The organism is Streptomyces marispadix (genome assembly GCF_022524345.1).
Taxonomy (GTDB): domain Bacteria; phylum Actinomycetota; class Actinomycetes; order Streptomycetales; family Streptomycetaceae; genus Streptomyces; species Streptomyces marispadix.
Genome location: NZ_JAKWJU010000002.1, coordinates 2,873,181 through 2,893,769, shown reverse-complemented (window position 1 = coordinate 2,893,769; position 20,589 = coordinate 2,873,181). Strand labels below are relative to the sequence as shown.

Genomic DNA, 20,589 nt, shown 5'->3' with positions numbered 1-20,589 from the left:
CGCTGAGACTACAGCTTCCGATGGGGCGTAGGTGCACCGAGTCAGTCGGACGTCAGCGGTGTGGCGATCGTGTCCCAGAGTGAGTCGAACCATGCCTGGGAGTCGTGTACGAATGCGACGTCCTGCCTGTCTGGGTTCTCAGAGCCGGATGAAAAGCGGAAGAGGGCGGTCTCGAAGCCGAGGACGTCGTAGATCTCCAGTTCCTCGCCCTGGTACGTCACCTCCTCGGGTACCACGTGGTAGTAGCCGAGGAGGGCTTCGGTGCCGTTGAGCAGGTAGAGCTTCTGCAGGGGCGTCGCGGCCACGGTCCGTATCTGGCACGAGACTTCGGGCACGCCGTATCTGTCCCTGAAGACTTCCAGGCTCATGCGCAGTGCCGTCGCCCACGTGCGTTGAAGCTCGTGGAGCCGGTGGAGGGGGCGGCGGTCGTCCGGGTTGTTGATCAGTCGGGGAAGGGCCAGATACGCCTCCGAGCTGGGGAGGATGACCCGTACCGTGACGGAACGGGGCTGGAGGGTCCCGTCCACGATCGAACGGTGCGGCCGGGCAAGGGCGTTGTTGAAGGTCTCCGTCGTGAGGGAGTACGTGTCGATGGTGACGTGCTCGGCGCGGAAGGCCTCGTAGAGGCGCTCCGCCAGCTCGGTGCCGGCGGGCTTCGGCGCTTCCTGGGAGGAGTCGGCACGCGCGACGGCGGGCGGTGCGCCCCGGCCGGTGTCCGTGATGAGTCCGAGGTGCTTGAGTTCCTGTAGGGCCTGGCGCACTGCGGTGCGGTTGACGCCGTACTCGGCGGCCAGGTCCTTCTGCGTGGGGATGCGGGCTCCCGGGGGCAGCTCGCCGGAGTCGATTCGCTCACGTAGCGCGGCGGCCACCACCTCGTGGGGAGGCCGTGCGTCATTCGCGGGGCTCGTCCTGTTCACACCCAAGACCGTACAACTCCACGCCAAGCACGGGGAGTTGTCGGTCAACTGTTTTCAATCTCCCGCCAAGTGGGAAGACTTCGAATAAGTTGGCGGACAACTTCATGGAGATGGTGGACAAGTTCGACAGAGTGTCGCCAAGTAGGTGTGGCTGACCGCCGACGAAGAGCGCTCCGGTTCCGTTACCGCCTGTCCGACGACGTACGGGCCCGTGCTCGACGAAGGGGGATGCCATGCCTGTGTTCGCTCTCGCTCTCGCAGCCGCCGTGATCGGCTTCGAGCGACTTGTGGAGTGGCAGTTCGGTGCCCTGGGGGCCATCGGTTTCGTGCTGCTGAGCGTCGGTGTCAAGGCGAAGAACGTCACGTGCAGCTGCATCGGCGCGGTGGTGCTGACCATGCTGATCGTCTGAGCCGTTGATCCGTCGGCCCATCGCTTCCACCGGCCGGTTTGTCCGATTGCCCGTTGCCCACTGCCCGTTGGGGCCTCGACCCGCCGGCCCCACCGATGGGCCGGCCCGCTGAACCCGCGGCGCGCGGTTCCCATCCCACGCCTATGCCGTGCGCCGCGTCGCCCCGCCGGGTGTGCTGCCCTCGTTCAGAAGACGTCGGGGCACCACGCCCGGCGCGGGGTGCGGAAGAGGGTGTCGGCCGACTCGGCTGCGCCCGCCCGCAGTTCCTCGGCGCGGCCCAGCGCCGCAAGCCGTACGGCGGACTCGTCCCCGAGATAGAGCGTGCCCAACTCGGCGATGTCGAGGGCCAGTTCGGGGCTCTCGCCGGTGCTCTTGCATACGGCGCCGTCCGGGCCCGCCTCCAGGCGGTAACGGCCGCCTGCCAGGCCCGCCTCGTCGTGCAGTTCGAGTACGAGCGCGCCCTCCACGGGATAGCGGCGGCCCTCCAGCATCCGCGGCACGTCCAGCGGCCGCAGCCACAGGAAGTCGGCGAGCGTGCCGAGCGCCGCCGCACGCGGATCGGGCAGCAGCAGCGGCAGTACGTCGTCGGGGGCACGCGGCCCCGAACGTACGCGGACGATCCAGTCGATCGAGAGCACGAACAGCCACAGCGACCGCTCGGCGGCGGGCGTGAGCGCGGTGAGGCACCGCACGTCGGCACGGTTCTGCGGGAGCTTCGCCTCCCAGCGCTCGTCCACGGTCCAGGAGACGAAGCCCTGCGGTTCGCCGTCGGCGTCACGGTGTACGGCGTGGAAGCAAGGCGTGAACTTGTCGCCGGGGAAACGGCGTTGACCCGTGTGGATAAGCCACCAGCGGTCGGGACGGTCGACGACGCCCTGACGGTGGGCCTGCGCGCGGTAGCGCTCGTGCAGGGCAGGACCGATGCGGCGGATCTCCTCCGGCTCGGCGAGGTCCACGTGCCCTCCGTCGGCAGGACCGGAGTGACGGGGGTCGAGCCCCGAGCGGGCCACGTCCACCTCCCACATCGCGGTCCAGGCCGCCGGGCCGAAGCCGAACCTCCCGTAGATCGGGTACTCCGCGGAGACCAGCGACGCGAAGGCGTCACCCCGCTCCTTCGCGGCGTCGAGAGCGGCGCCCATCATCCGGGTCAGCAGGCCGCGCCGCCGGTGGGTCGGGGAGACGGTGACGTTGGTGACCGCGCACGAGGGCAGAGCCGCGCCGCCGGGGACGGTGATCTCCTGGGAGAAGGTACGGAAGGTGCCGACGCACCGGCCCCGGTCGAACGCGCCCTGCGTACGGGCCGGTTCGATGTCCGGTGTGCGTACGGCGACTTCCTCCTCGGAGATCGTGGCGCCTTGCAGGAAGCCGACGGCCACGGCGCGGAGCCACTCCGGCAGTTCGTCTCCGGAAGTGAGCGTGCGGATCTCGGGAGGCATGCGGTCACGGTAGGCGGGGCGCCAGGGCGCCGCATCTGGATTAAGGGCCCCTCGGGCCGCCTGGCCCCGGGCCACCTTCGGTGCCCTCAGGCCGCTCGGCGTCCGCTCAGAACGCCGCGCGCACCTCGCCGACCCGCCGTCCCCCGCCCATCAGCGGCGAGTCCGCGATCCGTTCCAGCACCGGGGAGTCGACGCCGAGCAACTCCAGCGCACGGGCCAGCACCGGGCCCACCGCGCGGTTGCCGCCATCGTGGATCTTGAACGCGAGGGCGCGGCCGTCGGGCAGCGCCACCGCCTGCACGGACTCCGCACCGACCTTCGCGATGGCACCGGGCACCTCGCTCATCAGCCATGTGTCGATGCGCCGAGTGCCCGCCACGTACTCGGGGTGCGCCCTCATCGCCTCGGCGACCCGGCCCTCGGGGCTGTCCGCCGGAGCCACCGCGACAGCCCGGAAGGCACGGGCAAGCCCGGTCGGGGTGATCGCCATCAGCGGTGCTCCGCAGCCGTCGACGCCGACATGGGAGACGCTGTCCCCGGAGAGCGATTCGAGGGTCCTGGCGATCAGTCGCTGAAGCGGATGCGACTCGTCGAGGTAGCTCTCCAGCGGCCAGCCGTTCGCCGCGCAGGTGGCGAGCATCGCCGCGTGCTTGCCCGAGCAGTTCATCGCGACGCGGCTGCGCGCCGCTTCCTCGGAGCCCGACGCGGCTATCGCCCGTACCGACTCGGCCTGGTCGACGGGCAGTTCGGGCGGGCACCTCAGCAGGTCCTCGCTCAGGCCGTGCTCGGCGAGCATCTTCCGTACGAGGTCCAGATGGAACGGTTCTCCGGAGTGGCTGGCGGCGGCGAGTGCCAGCCGGGGGCCGCTCAGTTCGGCTCCCGCACGCAGCATCGCGGCGGCCTGCACGGGCTTGTTGGACGAGCGGGGGAAGAAGGGGGCGCCGGGATCGCCCATCGACAGCTCCACGCTGCCGTCCGAGGCGAGCACCACGAGCGAGCCACGATGGTGTCCCTCGATGAATCCGGAACGTACGACTTCGGCCAGTACCGGGGGCGTCCCGTACGACGGCATGGGCGGGCCTCTCACTTCGCCGACCGCCCCCGAGGCGGTGCCCGGGGGCGCCTCCCGCTCGTACGAGGCCGGACCTCGGGGTATGGGGAGTCGCGGAGGCCGGGGCCGTGGTCAGGGGAGCAGGTCGTCCACTTGCGCTTCGCCTTCACGGTACCTGCGTGCGATCTCCCTGCTGCACCCGTCCGCCGTGCGCTGCGTCACCTGCCGCCGCTGTGAGACGTGCTGCTCGTAGCCGACGAGGCGGGCCATCGCGTCGTGCAGCTCCTCGTCCGTGCGCGCTGTGAGATCGCTCAACTCGACCTGCGCGAGCATCTCTTCGGCGAGACAGCGGTATTCGTCGCTCTGCGGTGTGCTCAGCGTGACGTGGCGTACGGAACTGCGGTGACTGGACGGGCCGTCGGCGAGGATCTGCGGCAGCAGTTCGAGCAGCGGGGAGCCGGGGGCGCTGCGCCTGGCGAGCTCGGCGCGGAGGATGTCGATGCGGCCCTGCAACAGCCGCCGTACGTAGCTGAGTTCTCCCTCCTCCCGCTTGGCGTCGCGCAGCACGGTGCGCAGTTCGGGCAGCAGCAGGCCGTGCAGATCGGGGACGTCGTCTTCGGCGGAGGCGGTGGTGCCGGCAGTGGCCCCGGCGGTCGCCGGTCCGGCCGGGCCGGTACGGGCGGCCGGCAGATCACCGGGTGTACGGGCGGCGCCGGTTGCGCTCATGGACGGTGTCCCCTTCATCCTTATTGCCGCATTAGCGGTGAGAGCAGCGGTACGTACCGCGTGTACGCATCGTGCCACTGCCGGGCGCCGCTGCGCAGCGATGTCGCACCCATCCGGCCCATGGGAACAGATCGCCGACCGGGCACGGCATGATGGCCGCCATGCGAGCTGTTGTGCAGAGGGTGAGCGGCGCGAGCGTCGTCGTGGCCGGAGAGACCGTAGGCGAGATCACCGGCGAGGGACTGTGCGCCCTGGTGGGCGTCACACACGACGACACACCGGCGAAGGCCGCCCAACTCGCCCGCAAACTCTGGTCGTTGCGCATCCTGGAGGGCGAGAAGTCCTGCTCCGACATCGGGGCCCCGCTCCTCGTGATCAGTCAGTTCACCCTGTACGGCGACGCGCGCAAGGGCCGCCGTCCCACCTGGAACGCCGCGGCGCCCGGGCCCGTGGCGGAGCCCCTGGTCGACGAAGTCGTGGCGAGACTGCGGGAGTCGGGCGCCGAAGTGGCGACCGGACGCTTCGGTGCCTCGATGAAGGTGTCGCTGACGAACGACGGCCCGTTCACGGTCCTGCTGGAGGTCTGAACGGAACGGGACCGGCGCGGGTTCTCGCACCGGCCGGGCGGCCCGTCAGTGCAACCTGGCCGGGCGGCCCCGTCAGGGCGCGACGACGACCTCCTGCGCCGCCGCGGTCTCGTCCTCGCCGACCGTCAGCGCCGCGTCCACCGGCACGTTCCGCTTCACCAACGCCATTGCGATCGGCCCGAGTTCGTGGTGCCTGGCGGACGTCGTGACGAAGCCCAGCTTGCGTCCCTCCGGGCCGTCCGCGGCGAGCCGTACGGCGTCGCCGTGTACGGGCAGGCGCACTTCGCTGCCGTCGAGGTGGAGGAAGACCAGACGCCGCGGCGGCTTGCCGAGGTTGTGCACGCGGGCGACGGTCTCCTGCCCCCGGTAGCACCCCTTGTCGAGGTGCACGGCGCTGCCCAGCCACCCCAACTCGTGCGGAATCGTGCGGTGATCGGTCTCCATGCCCAGCCGCGGCCGGTGGCCCTCCACCCGCAGCGCCTCGTAGGCCAGCAGCCCGATCGCCGGCGGGCCCGACTCCGCGAAGGACTTCAGACCCGTACGGGGCAGGAAGAGGTCACGTCCGTGCGCGGTCTCCCTTACGACGGTCCCCGCGGGAGCCTCGGCGATGGAGCCCGCGGGCAGGTGTACGACCGCGAACTCCTCGGTGCGGTCGGCGATTTCGACGCGGTAGAAGAACCGCATGCTCTCCAGGTACCGGATGAGCGCGCCCTGCGTGCCGGGCTCGGTGTGCATCCACACCGTCTCACCGTCGTCCACGAGGTAGAGGGCGTGCTCGATGTGCCCGTTCGCCGAGAGGATCAGGGCCTCCGTGGCGTGCCCCGGCGGGAGTTCGCTGACGTGCTGGGTCAGCAGCAGATGCAGCCACGAGAGCCGGTCGTCGCCGGAGACGGTGACGACTCCGCGGTGGGACAGGTCGACGAAGCCTTCGCCTTCGGCCAGCGACCGCTGCTCACGGAACAGATCGCCGTAGTGGGCGGCGACGCCTTCGTCCTGGCCCTCGGCGGCCACGGCACCCGGCAGCGAGAGAAGGGGGAGTTCATGCGGCATCACCGAGCGGCACGAGAAGCGGACGGACCGGGCTGTTGAAGGACATACGACCAGACTACGACGGGCCCCGGCCGCCCTTCGAAGCGCGCTCCCCGGTCTGCCCGGACGGGCCGGTCTGCGCGGACGGGCCGGACTGTCCGGGGCGGGCGGACCGACCGGAGCGCGTCGGCTGACCGGACTGCGCGGCGCACCCGGCGCAGCGGCCGAAGATGGCGAAGTGCTTCATGTCGGTGTCGAAGCCGAACTGCGCCAGCAGGCGCTCGGCGAACGGCTCGGCCACCGACAGATCCGCCTCGATCACCTCCGTACAGTCCCGGCAGACCAGATGCATGTGGTGGTGCCGGTCGGCGAGGTGGTACGTGGGGGCGCCGTGGCCCAGGTGCGCGTGCGAGACGAGGCCCAGCTCCTCCAGCAGCTCCAGGGTCCGGTAGACGGTGGAGATGTTGACGCCGCCCGCGGTGCGGCGCACCTCGGCGAGGATGTCGTCGGGCGTGGAGTGTTCGAGCTTGTCGACCGCCTCCAGCACGAGCTGGCGCTGCGGAGTGAGCCGGTATCCGCGCGCCCTCAGATCGCTCTGCCAGTCGGTGGTCACCACATCGACAGTGTAGGACCGTGGCTCACTTGAAGAAGGCGATGCCGTCGTCCGGGAGATCGCCTTCCTTCTCGCTGAGATCCTTGGCGATCTCCCTCAGATCCACGGCCTTCTTGAGCTGTGCCGACATATACGGCTGGAGCGGCGAACCCGGGGCCGAGCGCTCGCCGACCCACATCAGATCGCCGTTGACGTAGCCGTAGAGCCGCTTGCCCCCGCTGTACTCGGGTGCGGAGGCGGTGCGGGCCACGGCGTCGGTGACGAGGTCGATCTGCGGCTTCTGGTCGGCCAGTTCGCCGTACCAGACCTCTGCCACGCCGCCGTCGCGGATCATGACGACCTCGACCTTGCGCTCGGAGTCGATGCGCCAGTAGCCGCTCTCGGTCTCCAGGGGGCGCACCTTCTCGCCCGCCTCGTCGAGCTGCCAGCTGTGCGAGACGTACTCCAGGAAGTCGCGGCCGTCGTGGCTGAAGGCGACCTCCTGCCCGAAGTTGCACTTGTCGGTGCCGGGGCCGTCCTCTCCCCCAGCGCCCGCTGGGAGGTGCCCCCAGTCGAGGGCGGCGACGCCCGCGCCCTGCCAGTTGCCCAGCAGGAAGGCGAGGGGGACGAGGTCCGGGTGCAGGTCGGACGGGATCTCGATCATGGCAACTCAGACGGTCGGTGGGGACGGTGGAAGTTTCGGACGGCGCCGCGGCATTGCGTCACGGGCATGACCCCGGCTCCGTCATGCGCGACGGCGGTGCCGGACGCTCCCGCGGCCGCTCAGCGCTGGCCCTGGTAGAGCTTCTTGAACGTGAGACCGGCGAAGGCCGCGGTGCCTACGCAGACCAGGACCATCAGCGCGGTGAAGAATGCTTCAAGCACGGGATGTGCTCCTCGGATCGTTCGCTGTTCGCGGTGGTTCTCGGCGTACGGACCGCACGGCGGCGGGATGCCGGTGCGGTTGCCTTACGCGGACCGAGTCTAGTGGCCGTCGCCGAGGGCCTCGTACACGGCCTGTGGGGGCGGTGCACGGCGGGCGTGGCCCGTTGCGGCTCGGTACCGGTGGGTGCGGCTCAGTAGACGAGCGCCTGTACGCCCTCGCCCATGATCTCGCTGACGAAGACCTGGGCGCCCGCGATGCGGACACCCTCCAGCACGTCCTTCTCCTCGATGCCGCGACGGGCCGCGCACTGCGTGCACAACGTGATCCGCCCTCCCCCTTGGCCTTGCGGCCCGGGGGCGCCCCCGGCCAGCACCCCCGCGATCAGCTCCGGCAGCGGCGCCGCGTGCGGCAGTTCGAACTCGGCGGCACGGCCCGGCAGCGCGAACCACGCCGATTCGCCCGTGAGCCACAGCGACACCTCCACGCCGCTGGCCGCCGCCACGGCCGCGACGGTGAACGCCTGCGAGCAGCGCTCCGGAGCGTCCGTGCCCGCCGTCACCTTGATCACGAGCTTCTTGCCTGCTGTCGCCGCTGGTTCTGCTGCCATACGGCAAGCCTATGCCGCGTCCGGGAGTCAGCCGCGCGCCCCCGGGAGCGGCGGGAACGCCGAAGGGCCGTGCACCGAGTGCGACGGCACCCGGGCACGGCCCTTCGTACGGTCCGTACCGCTCGTACGGTTCACACGGCTCGTACTGCTCGCACCGCGCTCACCGCCCGCTCATGCGCCTCAGACGGCGATGGCGACCTCCGCCAGACCGCCGTCCTGCGCGACGACCGTGCGGTCGGCGGTGCCGCCCGGTACCAGCGCGCGTACCGTCCAGGTGCCCTCGGCCGCGTAGAAGCGGAACTGGCCGGTGGCGGACGTGGGGACCTCCGCCGTGAACTCGCCCCCGGCGTCCAGCAGCCGCACATAACCGGTGACGGGCTCGCCGTCGCGGGTCACGCTGCCCTGGATCGTCGTCTCACCGGGCTTGATGGTGGAGGCGTCGGGACCGCCTGCCTTCGCTCCGCACATGGACTTCCCTTCCGTTCTGATCAGGTCTGGGTCCGGCCGCGGCCGGGTGGATCGCAGGACCGGGGGTCCGCGTTCAGCTCTCGGCGCCGACGGCGACGGGCACGCCGACCAGCGAGCCGTACTCGGTCCAGGAGCCGTCGTAGTTCTTGACGTTCTCCTGGCCCAGCAGCTCGTGGAGCACGAACCAGGTGTGCGCGGAACGCTCGCCGATACGGCAGTAGGCGATGGTGTCCTTGCCGAGGTCGACGCCCTCGCCCTCGTAGAGCTCCTTCAGCTCCTCGTCGGACTTGAAGGTGCCGTCGTCGTTGGCCGACTTCGACCACGGGATGTTGCGGGCGCTCGGCACGTGGCCGGGACGCTGCGACTGCTCCTGCGGCAGATGGGCCGGGGCGAGCAGCTTGCCGCTGAACTCGTCGGGGGAGCGGACGTCGACCAGGTTCTTGGCGCCGATCGCGTCGACGACCTCGTCGCGGAAGGCGCGGATCGAGGTGTCCTGAGGCTTGGCCTTGTAGTCCGTCTTGGGGCGGCTGGGCACCTCGGCCACGAGATCGCGGGAGTCCAGCTCCCACTTCTTGCGGCCGCCGTCGAGGAGCTTCACGTCCTGGTGGCCGTAGAGCTTGAAGTACCAGTAGGCGTAGGCGGCGAACCAGTTGTTGTTGCCGCCGTAGAGCACCACGGTGTCGTCGTTGGCGATGCCCCTCTCGGAGAGCAGCTTCTCGAAGCCCTCCTGGTCGACGAAGTCGCGGCGGACAGGGTCCTGGAGATCCTGCTTCCAGTCGATGCGCACGGCGTTCTTGATGTGGTTCTTGTCGTAGGCCGAGGTGTCCTCGTCGACCTCGACGATGACCGTCTTGGGGTCGTCGATGTGCTCCTGGACCCAGTCGGCGTCTACGAGGACGTCACTGCGGCTCATGTTCTCTCCTCCGGAGGCGGGTTGCGGGATGAAGCGGGGCGTAGCGGTACGGGGCGGGCACACGGCACGGAAGCCGGAGCGTGTGTCCGGACGCGCATGTACGTGAGGCGGAAAGGGATCTGGCGGGGCGGGACCGGCGGCCCTGCACCCGTGCGCACCGCAGGCGGCGGCACGGGACGGCGGGAGCCTTCGGCGGCGGGACGGCGGCGGGCGACGCGGCGCTGCGTGCGCTCGGCCTGCCTTCACGGGCCGTGGACGTGGCCCGGCCGTACGGCGGCCGTCAGGAGGGGACGCGACAGAGCATCGCGGCGACGCGGCAGAGGTCGACTGCACGTCGCTTCGTGAGGTCCGCCTGTCGCTTCATGGGCACGATCGTAGGGACGGTGGACCGCCCGTGTCACCGCAAATCCACATCGTGAGACGTGTTCGCCCGTGATGTGGGATTCGAGTCCTCTTCCCCGTGCCCGGCGGGCCGTCGCCGGTGCCCGGCGGGGCGAGGACGGCCTCCCCTGCGGACGCCATCGTCTCGTTCAGTGGGACGGCGGCGGCGGTTCGGGCTCCGGCGATGATCCGGTCCCGCCCACACTCCGGGCCGGGGTCACTTGCCGAGCTTGACGTCCTTGCCGCGCACCGACAGCTCGATGCCCCGCGCCGTGGGCTCGACCTTCTCCAGTTCGAGCCCTTCCGGCAGTCCCGCTATCTTGCGGGCGAAGTCGATCCTGCCGCGGATCGCGTCCTCCAGCCCCGGGATGCCTGCGCCGGGCACCCTGTCCGCCCGCAGCCGCACCGTGTCGCCGCCGGAGACGCTGACCGTGCTGAACACGCTGCGCTGGAAGGTCTGCCCGAGAACCGTGACGCCCGCGCTGACCTTGACCCGGCCGCGACCGCTGTCGCTCCTGCCGCCCCACCCGACGTCCACGCCTTCGAGTGCGGCCTTCGTCAGTTCCTCGTACGAGACGAGAGCGGTGCCGTCGGCGCGGTCGGCGACGGCCGTGCTGTAGTCGTCGCCAAGGCGTACGTCCCGCAGATGTGCGTCGATGCGGCCGACCTTGAGCTGCCCGCCCTGGGCCTCGGCCTTCATGCCGCTCATCCCGACGTCGATCTCGTCCAGTTCCTTGCCGGCGATCTGGGTCAGGAACGGGAAGCCCTTGATGTCGACGGAGGTCTTCCCGGCGGATGCGACACCCTGCGCGCTCTTGATCTCCTCCGTGGCCCGGTCCTCGGCCAGCTTGACCGCGAGCCGGTCGGCGGCCACGAACAGCACCGCGAGGACGAAGAGGACGACGAGCCCCCTGCGTAGTGCGCGCATCTGCTACCTCTCCCATGCATACGGGCGGCGAACCGTGCTCAGCGGGCCGGACCTTGCTCCGCGGGCGGCCGTCGTACCGCCCGGGCCGTGCGGGCCTCGCGCTGTGCGGCCCCTGGCAGAACGGCCGGCCTTCGCGACCTCAGCGAGCCTAACCCGGCCCTCCTCATACGAAGGCCCTGCCGAACAGATAGACGACGGGCGCCGCCAGCGCCAGCGGCAGCGCCACACCCGCCGTCATATGGACGAAGCGCGAGGGGTAGTCGTAGCTCGCCACCCGCAGCCCGAGCAGCGCACAGCCGCCGGTCACCAGGCCCAGCACCGCGCCGGCGAGGGCGGGCGCGGTGGCCGCACCGTCGCCGCCGAGCACCATGAGCTGACCGGCCGCGGCACCGGCTCCCGCTGCGGCGGCCAGTGCGGCCACGGGCGCGACATACGGCGGGAGCGGCAGAGCGCGGGCGAGCGAGGCCACGGCCACGGCGGCGGCGCCCACGCTCACGGCGTCGGCGGACGCGGCGTCGAGCGACGCGAGGAACCCGGCGGCCACGACCGCGAGACCGGTCGCCGTGAACGCGGCGGTCAACGCGTACATCCGCTCGTCGGGCCCGGACCGGTTACGCAGATGGAGCGACACCGTCAGCACGCACCAGGCGCCGAGCGTGCCGATGATCACGGCCGGTGCGTGGCCCTCGTCGGCCAGCAGCAGCGAGAGGTCGGTCACCACGCCCGCGAGGAACGCCAGGGCGATGCCCTGCCGTGCGGGCCACATCCCGTTGAGCCGGAACCAGCCCGCGGCCGTGACGGCCTGGAGCAGCGCGACGGCGACGGCGAGCGCGGGGCCGCCGAGCTGCGCGGCTCCGGCGATCAGTACGGCGAGGGCCGTGGTGACGGCCGCGGGGAGGAGACCGGGGGCGATGATCGGGGAGCCCTTGGCGCGGGGCAGCGGGCCGTTCGCGCCTGCGGCCGTGCCCGGGGTCGCGCCTGCCGAGGCGGAGGCCGTCGCGGCGGTCTGCTCGGGGAGCGGCTGGGACCGTACGCGCGGCTGGGTGCGCGGTGCCGGCTCCTGCTGAGGCCGGGCGTGCGGCGGGTGCGGCTGTGCACCGCCGCCCGTGCGGGAGTGGGCGTGCTCGCTCATGCGCAGCCTCCCGCGAAGGGCGGAAGCACCTCGACCGTGCCGCCGTCGCTCAGCTCCACCGAGTCGTGTGCGCGCTTGCCGACGGGCTCGCCGTCCACGAGGAACGAGCAGCGCAGCAGCACACGTGCGAATTCCGGGCGTTCGACGTGCCGTTCGCGGGCGCGGTCCAGGGCGTCGGCGAGCGTTTTCGCCTCGTACTGCTCCTCGGCCGTACCGGCCGCGGCCTTGGCCGCCGCCCAGTAACGGATCGTGCCACTCGCCATCTCGGGTCCTGCCCTCTCAGCCTGTCCGTTCCGCGCCGTACGTACGGATCGCGTGCGGGTCGCGGTGTGTTGCGGACCCATCATGCCGGGCGCCGGCCGGGGCCGGACCACCGAGCGCGGACCCAGCCTCCGATCCGGTGCAGCAGTGCGGCGTCGGCGGCGTTCTCCGCATGGCCGAAGCCCTCCACGAGCCACAGCTCGGTGTGCTCCGGATCGCCCGCCGCCGCGAGCGAGCGTGGATGGTCCTCGGGGAAGTACGGGTCCTGGTCGCCGTGGACGACGAGCAGCGGCGTCGGCGCCAGCAGCGGTGCGGCGCCCACGGGCGAGAGCGGTACGGGGTCCCAGTCGCGGGGGTGGATGCGGGTGCGCAGACCGTAGCGGGAGACGAGGCGGCCCACGGGACGCTGGATCACCCAGTGGAGGCGCCGCATCGGAGCCGTACCGCGGTAGTACCAGCGGGCGGGCGCGCTGACGGCCACCACGGCGTCGGAGTGCTCGCCGGAGGGCCCGCCGCCCTCGGCGCCGGGTCCGGAATCGCCACCCGCGTCGGACTCGGGCCCGGAACTGCCGCTTCCGGAAGCGCCGTTGCCGGAAGCGCCGTTGCCGGAAGCGGCGCCTCCGGGACGCCCCGTGCGGGCTTGTGCGCCTGTGCGCCCCTCATGCATCCCGGCCGTCCCGGACGTCCCGTGCGGGCGGCGGAGCGCGCCGTGCCGGACGACCACCGAGCCGCCCATGGAGAAGCCGACGGTCGCCACTCGCGCGTGCCCGAGGGAGCGCGCCCATCTCACGGCCGCCGCGAGATCCAGGACTTCGAGGTCGCCGACGGTCGAGTGGCCGCCGGAGCGGCCGTGCCCGCGGAAGGAGAAGGTGATCACGGCTCCGTACTGCGTGAACACCCCCACCGCCCGTCGCAGCGCCGGACGGTCGACCGAGCCGCTGAAGCCGTGCGCGAGCACGATCGCGCCGGGGGCCCGGACCGTGGACCGAGCGCCCCTTCCCCGGCCGCCGCCCTCGTAAGGGTCGTACGCCGCCTCGATCCGCACGCCGTCGGAGGTCCACAGCGACGCCCGCCTCCGGCCCGTCGCCGGGCCGCCGTCACCGCCCGCGGTGCGTGCGTCCTCGCCGTAGCGAGCGAACTCACACTCCGCATCGTCACCCATGTCGGCTATTCTGCTCGGAGTGAAGGATCCGGGCAGCGCCGCCCCCGGGTCCTTTCGTGCTTTCCGGAGCGCTGTGCTTCCGGAGCAGCATGTGCTTCCGGGGCGCTGTGGCGACCCGGGAGCGCCGGGTGCTTCGGGAGGGCCGTGTCCTTCAGGGCGCCGGACGCCCCGGCATCGCCCGCCCACCGGGAGCCACGCGCACGACGTACGAAGCAGTGCCGAGCCGTACCGAAGTCCCTCGACGGACCGAGGAAGGATCCGACGTGAGTTCGCTACTCCTGCTGACGAACGCCCTACAGCCCTCCACCGAAGTACTCCCCGCCCTCGGCCTGCTGCTGCACAACGTGCGTGTGGCACCCGCGGAGGGCCCCACCCTCGTCAACACCCCCGGCGCGGACGCCATCCTGATCGACGGCCGCCGCGACCTGCCCCAGGTGCGTTCGCTGTGCCAGCTCCTGCACCAGACGGGCCCGGGCTGCCCGCTGATCCTCATCGTCACGGAGGGCGGTCTCGCCGCCGTCACCGCCGAGTGGGGCGTGGACGACGTACTGCTGGAGAGCGCCGGTCCCGCCGAGGTCGAGGCGCGGCTGCGCCTGGCCACCGGCCGTATGCAGGGCGGCACGGAGGACGAGCCGACCGAGATCCGCAACGGCGACCTCTCCGTCGACGAGGCCACCTACAGCGCGAAGCTGAAGGGACGGGTCCTGGACCTGACCTTCAAGGAGTTCGAGCTGCTGAAGTACCTGGCCCAGCACCCCGGCCGCGTCTTCACCCGCGCCCAGCTCCTCCAGGAGGTGTGGGGCTACGACTACTTCGGCGGCACCCGCACCGTGGACGTACATGTACGGCGGCTGCGCGCGAAGCTCGGACCTGAGCACGAGTCGCTGATCGGGACCGTGCGCAACGTCGGCTACCGCTTCGTCTCGCCCGAGAAGGACGGCTCGACGCCGCAGGAGAAGAAGGCGAAGGCGGAGGCCCGCGCCGTGACCGAGGCCGCCACGCGGCTGGTGCGCGAGGCCGCGGGGGACACCGCGGGCGGCACCGGAGGCACGGGCGGTACCCGCGGCTGACGGCCGCGCACAGCCGGGCCGGAGCCGCCACGGGAACGCTCCCGGGACGGTGCCGGCGCCGGCTGCGCCCGTAACCGACGGGCCCCTCAAACGGCGGACGCATCCCGCGTAGACTGCGCGCGTGGCCAGGGTGACGCGGGACGATGTGGCAAGGCTTGCGGGTACGTCGACCGCGGTCGTCAGCTATGTGATCAACAACGGGCCGAGGCCCGTCGCACCGGCCACGCGTGAGCGCGTGCTCGCCGCCATCAAGGAACTCGGGTACCGGCCCGACAGGGTCGCCCAGGCCATGGCCTCCCGCCGTACGGACCTGATAGGGCTCATCGTCCCCGACGCACGGCAGCCGTTCTTCGCGGAGCTGGCACACGCGGTCGAGCAAGCCGCCGCCGAGCGCGGAAAGATGGTCCTCGTCGGCAACAGCGACTACCTCGACGAGCGCGAGGTGCACTATCTGCGGGCCTTCCTCGGGATGCGCGTCTCCGGCCTGATCCTCATCAGCCAGGGCCCCAGCGAGCACGCGGCCGTGGAGATAGACGCCTGGGACGCCCGCGTGGTGCTGCTGCACCGGCGTCCCGAGGCCATCGACGACGTCGCGGTCGTGCTCGACGACGTCGGCGGCGCCCAGCTCGCCACCCGCCATCTGCTGGAGCACGGCCACGAGTACGTCGTCTGCCTCGGCGGCATCGACTCGACGCCCGAGTCGGGCGACCCGGTCACCGACCATGTCGAGGGCTGGTCCCGCGCGATGGAGGAGGCCGGGCGCTCGCTGGAGGGCCGCCTCTTCCAGGCGCCGTACAACCGCTACGACACCTACCGTCTCGCGCTCGAACTGCTGAGCCGCCCCGACCGGCCCACCGCCGTCTTCTGCGCGACCGACGACCAGGCCATCGGCGTGCTGCGTGCGGCCCGCGAGCTGGGACTGGACGTACCGCAGGATCTGGCCGTCGCCGGGTTCGACGACGTGAAGGAGGCGGCGCTGACGGACCCGCCGCTGACGACCGTCGGCTCGGACCGCGAGGGCATGGCGAAGGCCGCGGTCGAGCTGGTGCTGGACGACGGGCTGCGGGTCGCGGGGTCGCGGCGCCAGCGGGTACGGCAGTTCCCGGCGGGGCTGGTCGTACGGCGTTCCTGCGGATGCGGGGAACCGCCCAAGCGCTGACCGCAGTGCTGACGAGGTGCTGATCCGGTGCTGACAAGGCACGGACGAAGCGGTGACGCGGAGCTGCCTCGCTGGCGACGACCGCCCGGGGCACCGGCACGGCGCTGAGCCACGAGCGCACGCCCGCGTGTGACACGCCTGACACGGGGTTCGCCCGCACCGAATGCGAGGCTTGGGCCCATGGTGGTCATGAAGGTGCTGATCGTCGACGACGAGCCCGCCGTGCGGGACGCGCTGAGGCGCAGTCTCACCTTCGAGGGCTACGGCACCGAACTCGCCGAGGACGGGCTCGACGCCCTGGAGAAGACCGCGGCGTACGAGCCGGACCTGGTACTGCTCGATGTGCTGATGCCGAGGCTGGACGGGCTGACCGTCGCCCGGCGTCTCCGCGAGAGCGGCAGTCGCGTCCCGATCCTGATGCTGACCGCGCGGGACACCGTCGGCGACCGCGTGACGGGGCTGGACGCGGGTGCCGACGACTATCTCGTCAAGCCGTTCGAGCTGGACGAACTCCTCGCCCGCATACGGGCGTTGCTGCGGCGCAACTCGTACGCGCAGGAGCCCGCGGGCACCGGCCACGACACGGCAGCCGTCCAGGGCGGGGGCGGCACCCGTGCCGACCGCCCCGGGACGGACTCCCTCTCCTTCGGCGACCTGCGGATGGACCTCGGGACGATGGAGGTGACCAGGGGCGCTCGCACGGTGGAGCTGAGCCGCACCGAGTACACGCTGCTGGAGATGTTCCTCTCCCACCCCCGCCAGGTGCTCACTCGCGAGCAGATCCTCAAGGCCGTGTGGGGCTTCGACTTCGAGCCGTCGTCCAACTCCCTGGACGTGTACGTGATGTATCTGCGCCGTAAGACCGAGGCGGCGGGGGAGCCGCGTCTGGTGCACACCGTGCGGGGCGTGGGCTATGTGCTCAAGGACGACGCGGCGTGAGACTCCCCCGGCCGCCGCTCCCCCGGCCCCGCATGGCCCGGCCGCGGCTTCCCGTTCCGACGCTGCGCTCACGGCTGGCCCTGCTGGCGGCGGTCACGGTGGCGCTCGCGGTGGCGGCGTGCGCGACGGCCTGCTGGTTCATCGTGCGGGCCCAACTGGTCGGCTCGCTGGACCAGTCGCTGCGCAGCAACAGCCGCGTGGACCCCAGCTTCGTGGTGGGCCAGCTCAGTTCCGGGCAGTGCTCACCGGCGGACGAGCGTGCCCCGAACCCCTTCGACGCCACGGTCCAGGTCGTCGACAAGCACGGCAAGAGCTGTGTGATCGTCGGCAGCAGGGTGGAGGTGACGTCGGGCGACGAGCGTGTGGCGGAGCACCGCCGGCCCGAGGCCGTGCACACCGCCCGCAGCGAGGACGGCTCCGGCACCGACTACCGGGTGCTGACGACTCCCGTGGAGGGCACGGATGTCGCCGTCTCCGTGGCGCGTCCGCTCACCGAGACCGACAGGTCGCTGCGCAATCTCGCCCTCATCCTGGCGCTGGTCGGCGGCACCGGAGTGCTCGCGGCGGCGGGCGCAGGCGTGGTACTGGCGCGTGCGGGGCTGCGGCCCGTGGACCGGCTCACCGGTGCCGTCGAGCACATCGCCCGTACGGAGGACCTCGGCGTGAGCATCCCCGCCGAGGGAGACGACGAGATCGCCCGCCTCTCCCGCTCGTTCAACTCGATGACCGAGGCGCTGGCCTCCTCCCGCGTCCTCCAGCAGCAGCTCATCGCGGACGCCGGGCACGAGCTGCGTACACCGCTGACGTCGCTGCGTACGAACATCGAGCTGCTGGTGAGGGCCGAGGAGTCGGGACGCTCGCTGCCGGGTGAGGACCGGCGGGCGCTGCTGGAGTCGGTACGGGCGCAGATGAGCGAACTCGCGGCGCTCGTCGGGGACTTGCAGGAGCTGTCACGTGAGATGCCGCCGGGCGGCGGGCCGGTCGCGGGCATCGCGCTGCACGAGATCACCCGGCGGGCGGCGGAACGGGTGCGGCTGCGCGGCGGCGGCATCACGGTCGCCGTACGCACGGAGCCCTGGTACGTGTGCGGCGAACCAGCGGCGCTGGAGCGGGCGGTGGTCAACCTGCTGGACAACGCGGTGAAGTTCAGCCCGGACGGCGGCACGGTCGAGGCGGAGCTGACCGGTGGGACGCTGCGGGTGCGCGACCACGGCCCGGGGATCGCCGACGACGAACTGCCTTACGTCTTCGACCGGTTCTGGCGTTCGCCGTCGGCGCGGAGCCTGCCGGGGTCGGGTCTGGGGCTGTCCATCGCGGCCCGAACCGCACGGCAGGCCGGTGGCGAGGTGACGCTGGAGGCCGCGGAGGGCGGGGGCACGGTGGCGGTGCTGAGCCTCCCGGGATCGCCGCGGCCGGAACCGGAGGCGGAGGAGGAGGCGGCTGGGCGACCGGGTCGGGCGCCGGGTCCGCCGGGTCCGCCGGGTCCGCCGGGTGCACCGGGGGCGCCGCCGGGCGGGCGGCGGGACGCATAACGGGGCGAGAGCCGGGCCGGTCGCCGGTGCCCTGCCGGGCGGCGGGTCCGGCTGGAGCCGCGCCGGAAGCCGAAGCTTGACTTCAACTCAACTTCATGTCTGAGCCTGGGGGCGGTCGTCGAGGCCGCGTCACCGTCACCGTCGCGGCCGTCAGGTCCGGCGTCCGCCGACGGCGCACGCGCGTCCGTCCCGACCACCGCCTACGAGGAGAGACCCCATGCCAGGCACAGTGAGCACGGCGCACCCCACCGGCACCGCCGACACCACGGCGCCGACCGCGGCGGAGAACCACGAAGCGGAGCCGGTCGAAGCGGGACCGGTCGAAGCGGAGCCGGTCGAAGCGGGACCGATCCAAGCGGAGGAGCCTCACGTGGACCGGGCAGGCACCGGCCAGGGAGACGCGGGCCTGCTGCGGCTCGCCTTGATCGTCGGCAGCGTCCGGGAGGGGCGCTTCGGGCCGGTCGTCTCGCGCTGGTTCGCCGAGGAGGCGCGGAAGCACGGGGCCTACGAGGTCGACGTCATCGATCTCGCCGAAGCCGAGCACGAACTCCCTGTCGCCTTCACGAAGTTCGGCGCACCGATGCCGCCCGCGGTGGAGGCCGTGCACACCCGGCTGTCCCGGCGGCTGGCCGCCGCCGACGCCTTCGTGGTCGTGACGCCCGAGTACAACCACAGCTTTCCGGCTCCGCTGAAGAACACGATCGACTGGTTCCGCGACGAGTGGCAGGCCAAGCCCGCCGGGTTCGTCTCGTACGGCGGTATGGCCGGTGGGCAGCGGGCAGTTGAGCATCTGCGCCAGGTCTTCGCCGAACTGCACGCCGTCACCGTCCGCGAGACCCTCAGCTTCCACATGGCCTGGGAGCGCTTCGACCGTGACGGGCGCCCCCGTGACGAGGCGGGCAGCTCGGCCGCCGCCGCGCGGATGCTGGGTCAGCTCGAATGGTGGGGGAGCGCGCTGCGTGAGGCACGCGCCAAGTCGCCTTACGGAGCGGCCTCTTGAGACTCCGGGAAGGCTCCGGGCGCCCGGCCCGGCCGAGGCGCCCGGCCCCGCCCGTACACCGGCTGCCCGTACACCTGCGGCCTGTACGGGTCCTCCTCGTAGTCGCCTCGTAGTCGCCACCCAGCGGGTCCGTAGCCGCCGCGTACCTGCCGCGTGCCGCGCCAAGAGGCCGCATCCGGGCCGGCCGCCGACCGGACACGGGCCGCATACCTGCCGTGAACCCTGAGTACATCTCCCCGCGTTCGCGACAGGCGGGAGGTGGACCGCTGCCGCCGTCTCGTAAAGTCGTGGCATGAGCGACGTGGTGGTAGTGGACGAGGCGTCGACCGAGGTCGTACGGGACGCGCAGTCGCTGATCGACGAGTCGGCGCGCACGGACGGTCAGTCGCCCCTCTCCGAGCAGGGCAGGCTCCAGCTCCGCGGCGGACGCCGTGAGGGCGTGCGGCATCTGCTTCTGCGTCAGGAGGGCCAACTCGTCGGCTACGCACAGCTCGAGGACACCGACCCCGTCGAACCGCCCACGGGCGAACTGGCCGTGCACCCCTCGCACCGGGGCCGCGGCTACGGACGGCAGCTCGGCCAGGCGCTGCTCAAGGAGTCCGGCAAGCGGCTGCGGGTGTGGGCGCACGGCGGCCACCCCGCCGCACGCCATCTCGCGCAGGTCCTCGGGCTCAGTCTCTTCCGTGAACTGCGCCAGATGCGGCGGCCGTTGACCGAGGGGGGCCCGCAGTCGGCTCCCGCCCTGCCGGAGCCGGTGCTGCCGGAGGGAGTGACGGTGCGTACGTTCCGGCCCGGCGAGGACGACGAGGAGTGGCTGGCGCTGAACGCCTCGTCCTTCGCGCACCACCCCGAGCAGGGCAGCCTCACCCAGCGCGACCTGGACGACAGGAAGGCGCAGCCCTGGTTCGACCCGTCGGGCTTCTTCCTGGCCGAGCGCGAGGGCAGGCTCGTCGGCTTCCACTGGACGAAGGTGCACAGCGCGGAGCAGCTCGGCGAGGTCTATGTGCTGGGCGTCGCCCCGGAGGCGCAGGGCACCGGCTTGGGCAAGGCGCTCACGGCGATCGGGCTGCGCCATCTGGAGCGCGACAGGGGCCTGCCGACCGCGATGCTCTACGTCGACGCCGACAACTTGGCGGCCGTCAACGTCTACGAAGGGCTGGGCTTCACGACGTACGAGACGGACCTGATGTACCGCACGGAGAGCTGAGCTCCCCCTGGACCTTGCGCCCCTGGGGGTACGGGGGCGCGCTCGCCCGGCGGCGGCGCACCTGTCGGCGGCCCCCGTGCCGGTGGCGCGGCGCTCGCCCGGCGGCCATGTGTGCGTAACCGCTGATTAAGACGCGCTTGTGAGCATCGCGGAATGCAGCTCCCCGCTCGTCGCCTTCGCGCCCCTACCGCTGTCA

At 71.8% G+C, this 20,589-nt stretch carries 23 protein-coding genes; 8 read left to right on the top strand and 15 right to left on the bottom strand.

The window, feature by feature from the left end:
- Positions 1–41 precede the first annotated feature (41 nt).
- A complete protein-coding gene (locus tag MMA15_RS12035; RefSeq protein WP_241059254.1) occupies positions 42–917 on the bottom strand; it encodes a GntR family transcriptional regulator in 876 nt (291 codons plus the stop codon).
- Positions 918–1,150: 233 nt separating this feature from the next.
- Here MMA15_RS12035 and MMA15_RS12030 point away from each other — a divergent pair, with 233 nt between their 5' ends.
- Entirely contained in the window at positions 1,151–1,327 is a 177-nt protein-coding gene (locus MMA15_RS12030) for a hypothetical protein (RefSeq protein ID WP_241059246.1), read from the top strand.
- Positions 1,328–1,512: 185 nt separating this feature from the next.
- Here the strand turns inward: MMA15_RS12030 and MMA15_RS12025 are convergent, their stop codons facing one another.
- From MMA15_RS12025 to MMA15_RS12015, 3 genes are all read right to left on the bottom strand, one after another.
- Entirely contained in the window at positions 1,513–2,763 is a 1,251-nt protein-coding gene (locus tag MMA15_RS12025) for a GNAT family N-acetyltransferase (RefSeq protein ID WP_241059244.1), read from the bottom strand.
- A gap of 106 nt (positions 2,764–2,869) precedes the next feature.
- A complete protein-coding gene (locus MMA15_RS12020) occupies positions 2,870–3,835 on the bottom strand; it encodes an asparaginase (RefSeq protein ID WP_241059242.1) in 966 nt (321 codons plus the stop codon).
- Positions 3,836–3,946: 111 nt separating this feature from the next.
- Positions 3,947–4,540 carry an RsiG family protein gene (locus MMA15_RS12015; protein WP_241059239.1) on the bottom strand — a complete coding sequence of 198 codons (594 nt, stop codon included), beginning with the start codon at positions 4,538–4,540 and terminating at the stop codon, positions 3,947–3,949.
- Between the two features lie 161 nt (positions 4,541–4,701).
- Here MMA15_RS12015 and dtd point away from each other — a divergent pair, with 161 nt between their 5' ends.
- Positions 4,702–5,127, top strand: a complete 426-nt coding sequence (gene dtd / locus MMA15_RS12010) for a D-aminoacyl-tRNA deacylase (RefSeq protein ID WP_241059237.1) — start codon at positions 4,702–4,704, stop codon at positions 5,125–5,127.
- A gap of 72 nt (positions 5,128–5,199) precedes the next feature.
- On the opposite strand, the gene ygfZ is transcribed toward dtd, so the two are convergent.
- The 11 genes from ygfZ to MMA15_RS11960 all read right to left on the bottom strand — a co-directional run bounded on the left by ygfZ (position 5,200) and on the right by MMA15_RS11960 (position 13,486).
- Positions 5,200–6,177 (bottom strand): CAF17-like 4Fe-4S cluster assembly/insertion protein YgfZ, encoded by a 978-nt coding sequence (ygfZ, locus tag MMA15_RS12005; RefSeq protein ID WP_241059228.1) that lies wholly within the window; start codon positions 6,175–6,177, stop codon positions 5,200–5,202.
- 55 nt (positions 6,178–6,232) lie between these two features.
- Entirely contained in the window at positions 6,233–6,772 is a 540-nt protein-coding gene (locus MMA15_RS12000; protein ID WP_241059226.1) for a Fur family transcriptional regulator, read from the bottom strand.
- A gap of 22 nt (positions 6,773–6,794) precedes the next feature.
- A complete protein-coding gene (locus MMA15_RS11995) occupies positions 6,795–7,412 on the bottom strand; it encodes a heme-binding beta-barrel domain-containing protein (RefSeq protein ID WP_241059224.1) in 618 nt (205 codons plus the stop codon).
- Positions 7,413–7,824: 412 nt separating this feature from the next.
- The gene (locus tag MMA15_RS11990; RefSeq protein WP_241059222.1) at positions 7,825–8,241 is read right to left on the bottom strand and encodes a DsrE family protein; all 417 of its coding nucleotides are present in this window, start codon (positions 8,239–8,241) and stop codon (positions 7,825–7,827) included.
- A 180-nt stretch (positions 8,242–8,421) separates the two neighbouring features.
- Positions 8,422–8,709, bottom strand: coding sequence for a DUF1416 domain-containing protein (locus MMA15_RS11985; protein ID WP_070018969.1), 288 nt, complete (start codon positions 8,707–8,709; stop codon positions 8,422–8,424).
- 73 nt (positions 8,710–8,782) lie between these two features.
- The gene (locus MMA15_RS11980) at positions 8,783–9,622 is read right to left on the bottom strand and encodes a sulfurtransferase (RefSeq protein ID WP_241059221.1); all 840 of its coding nucleotides are present in this window, start codon (positions 9,620–9,622) and stop codon (positions 8,783–8,785) included.
- A gap of 280 nt (positions 9,623–9,902) precedes the next feature.
- Entirely contained in the window at positions 9,903–9,986 is an 84-nt protein-coding gene (locus MMA15_RS28470; protein ID WP_372498338.1) for a putative leader peptide, read from the bottom strand.
- A 234-nt stretch (positions 9,987–10,220) separates the two neighbouring features.
- Entirely contained in the window at positions 10,221–10,931 is a 711-nt protein-coding gene (locus MMA15_RS11975; RefSeq protein WP_241059220.1) for an LmeA family phospholipid-binding protein, read from the bottom strand.
- A 163-nt stretch (positions 10,932–11,094) separates the two neighbouring features.
- The gene (locus MMA15_RS11970; protein ID WP_372498230.1) at positions 11,095–12,063 is read right to left on the bottom strand and encodes a hypothetical protein; all 969 of its coding nucleotides are present in this window, start codon (positions 12,061–12,063) and stop codon (positions 11,095–11,097) included.
- Positions 12,060–12,326 (bottom strand): MoaD/ThiS family protein, encoded by a 267-nt coding sequence (locus tag MMA15_RS11965; protein ID WP_241059218.1) that lies wholly within the window; start codon positions 12,324–12,326, stop codon positions 12,060–12,062. The genes MMA15_RS11970 and MMA15_RS11965 overlap by 4 nt, the downstream gene beginning before the upstream one ends.
- Positions 12,327–12,406: 80 nt before the next feature.
- Positions 12,407–13,486, bottom strand: coding sequence for an alpha/beta fold hydrolase (locus tag MMA15_RS11960; protein WP_241059216.1), 1,080 nt, complete (start codon positions 13,484–13,486; stop codon positions 12,407–12,409).
- Between the two features lie 263 nt (positions 13,487–13,749).
- Between MMA15_RS11960 and MMA15_RS11955 the strand changes: the two genes are divergently transcribed.
- From MMA15_RS11955 to mshD, 6 genes are all read left to right on the top strand, one after another.
- Complete coding sequence (locus tag MMA15_RS11955) at positions 13,750–14,556, top strand: winged helix-turn-helix transcriptional regulator (protein ID WP_241059214.1); 807 nt, start codon at positions 13,750–13,752, stop codon at positions 14,554–14,556.
- A 121-nt stretch (positions 14,557–14,677) separates the two neighbouring features.
- Positions 14,678–15,715, top strand: coding sequence for a LacI family DNA-binding transcriptional regulator (locus MMA15_RS11950; protein ID WP_241059212.1), 1,038 nt, complete (start codon positions 14,678–14,680; stop codon positions 15,713–15,715).
- A gap of 180 nt (positions 15,716–15,895) precedes the next feature.
- Entirely contained in the window at positions 15,896–16,654 is a 759-nt protein-coding gene (locus MMA15_RS11945) for a response regulator transcription factor (protein WP_241059210.1), read from the top strand.
- A gap of 32 nt (positions 16,655–16,686) precedes the next feature.
- On the top strand, positions 16,687–18,186 hold the full coding sequence (locus MMA15_RS11940) for a HAMP domain-containing sensor histidine kinase (protein ID WP_241063154.1): 1,500 nt from the start codon (positions 16,687–16,689) through the stop codon (positions 18,184–18,186).
- Positions 18,187–18,403: 217 nt separating this feature from the next.
- Positions 18,404–19,186, top strand: a complete 783-nt coding sequence (locus MMA15_RS11935) for an NADPH-dependent FMN reductase (RefSeq protein ID WP_308290538.1) — start codon at positions 18,404–18,406, stop codon at positions 19,184–19,186.
- Between the two features lie 292 nt (positions 19,187–19,478).
- Positions 19,479–20,393 carry a mycothiol synthase gene (gene mshD, locus MMA15_RS11930; RefSeq protein ID WP_241059208.1) on the top strand — a complete coding sequence of 305 codons (915 nt, stop codon included), beginning with the start codon at positions 19,479–19,481 and terminating at the stop codon, positions 20,391–20,393.
- Positions 20,394–20,589: the final 196 nt, after the last annotated feature.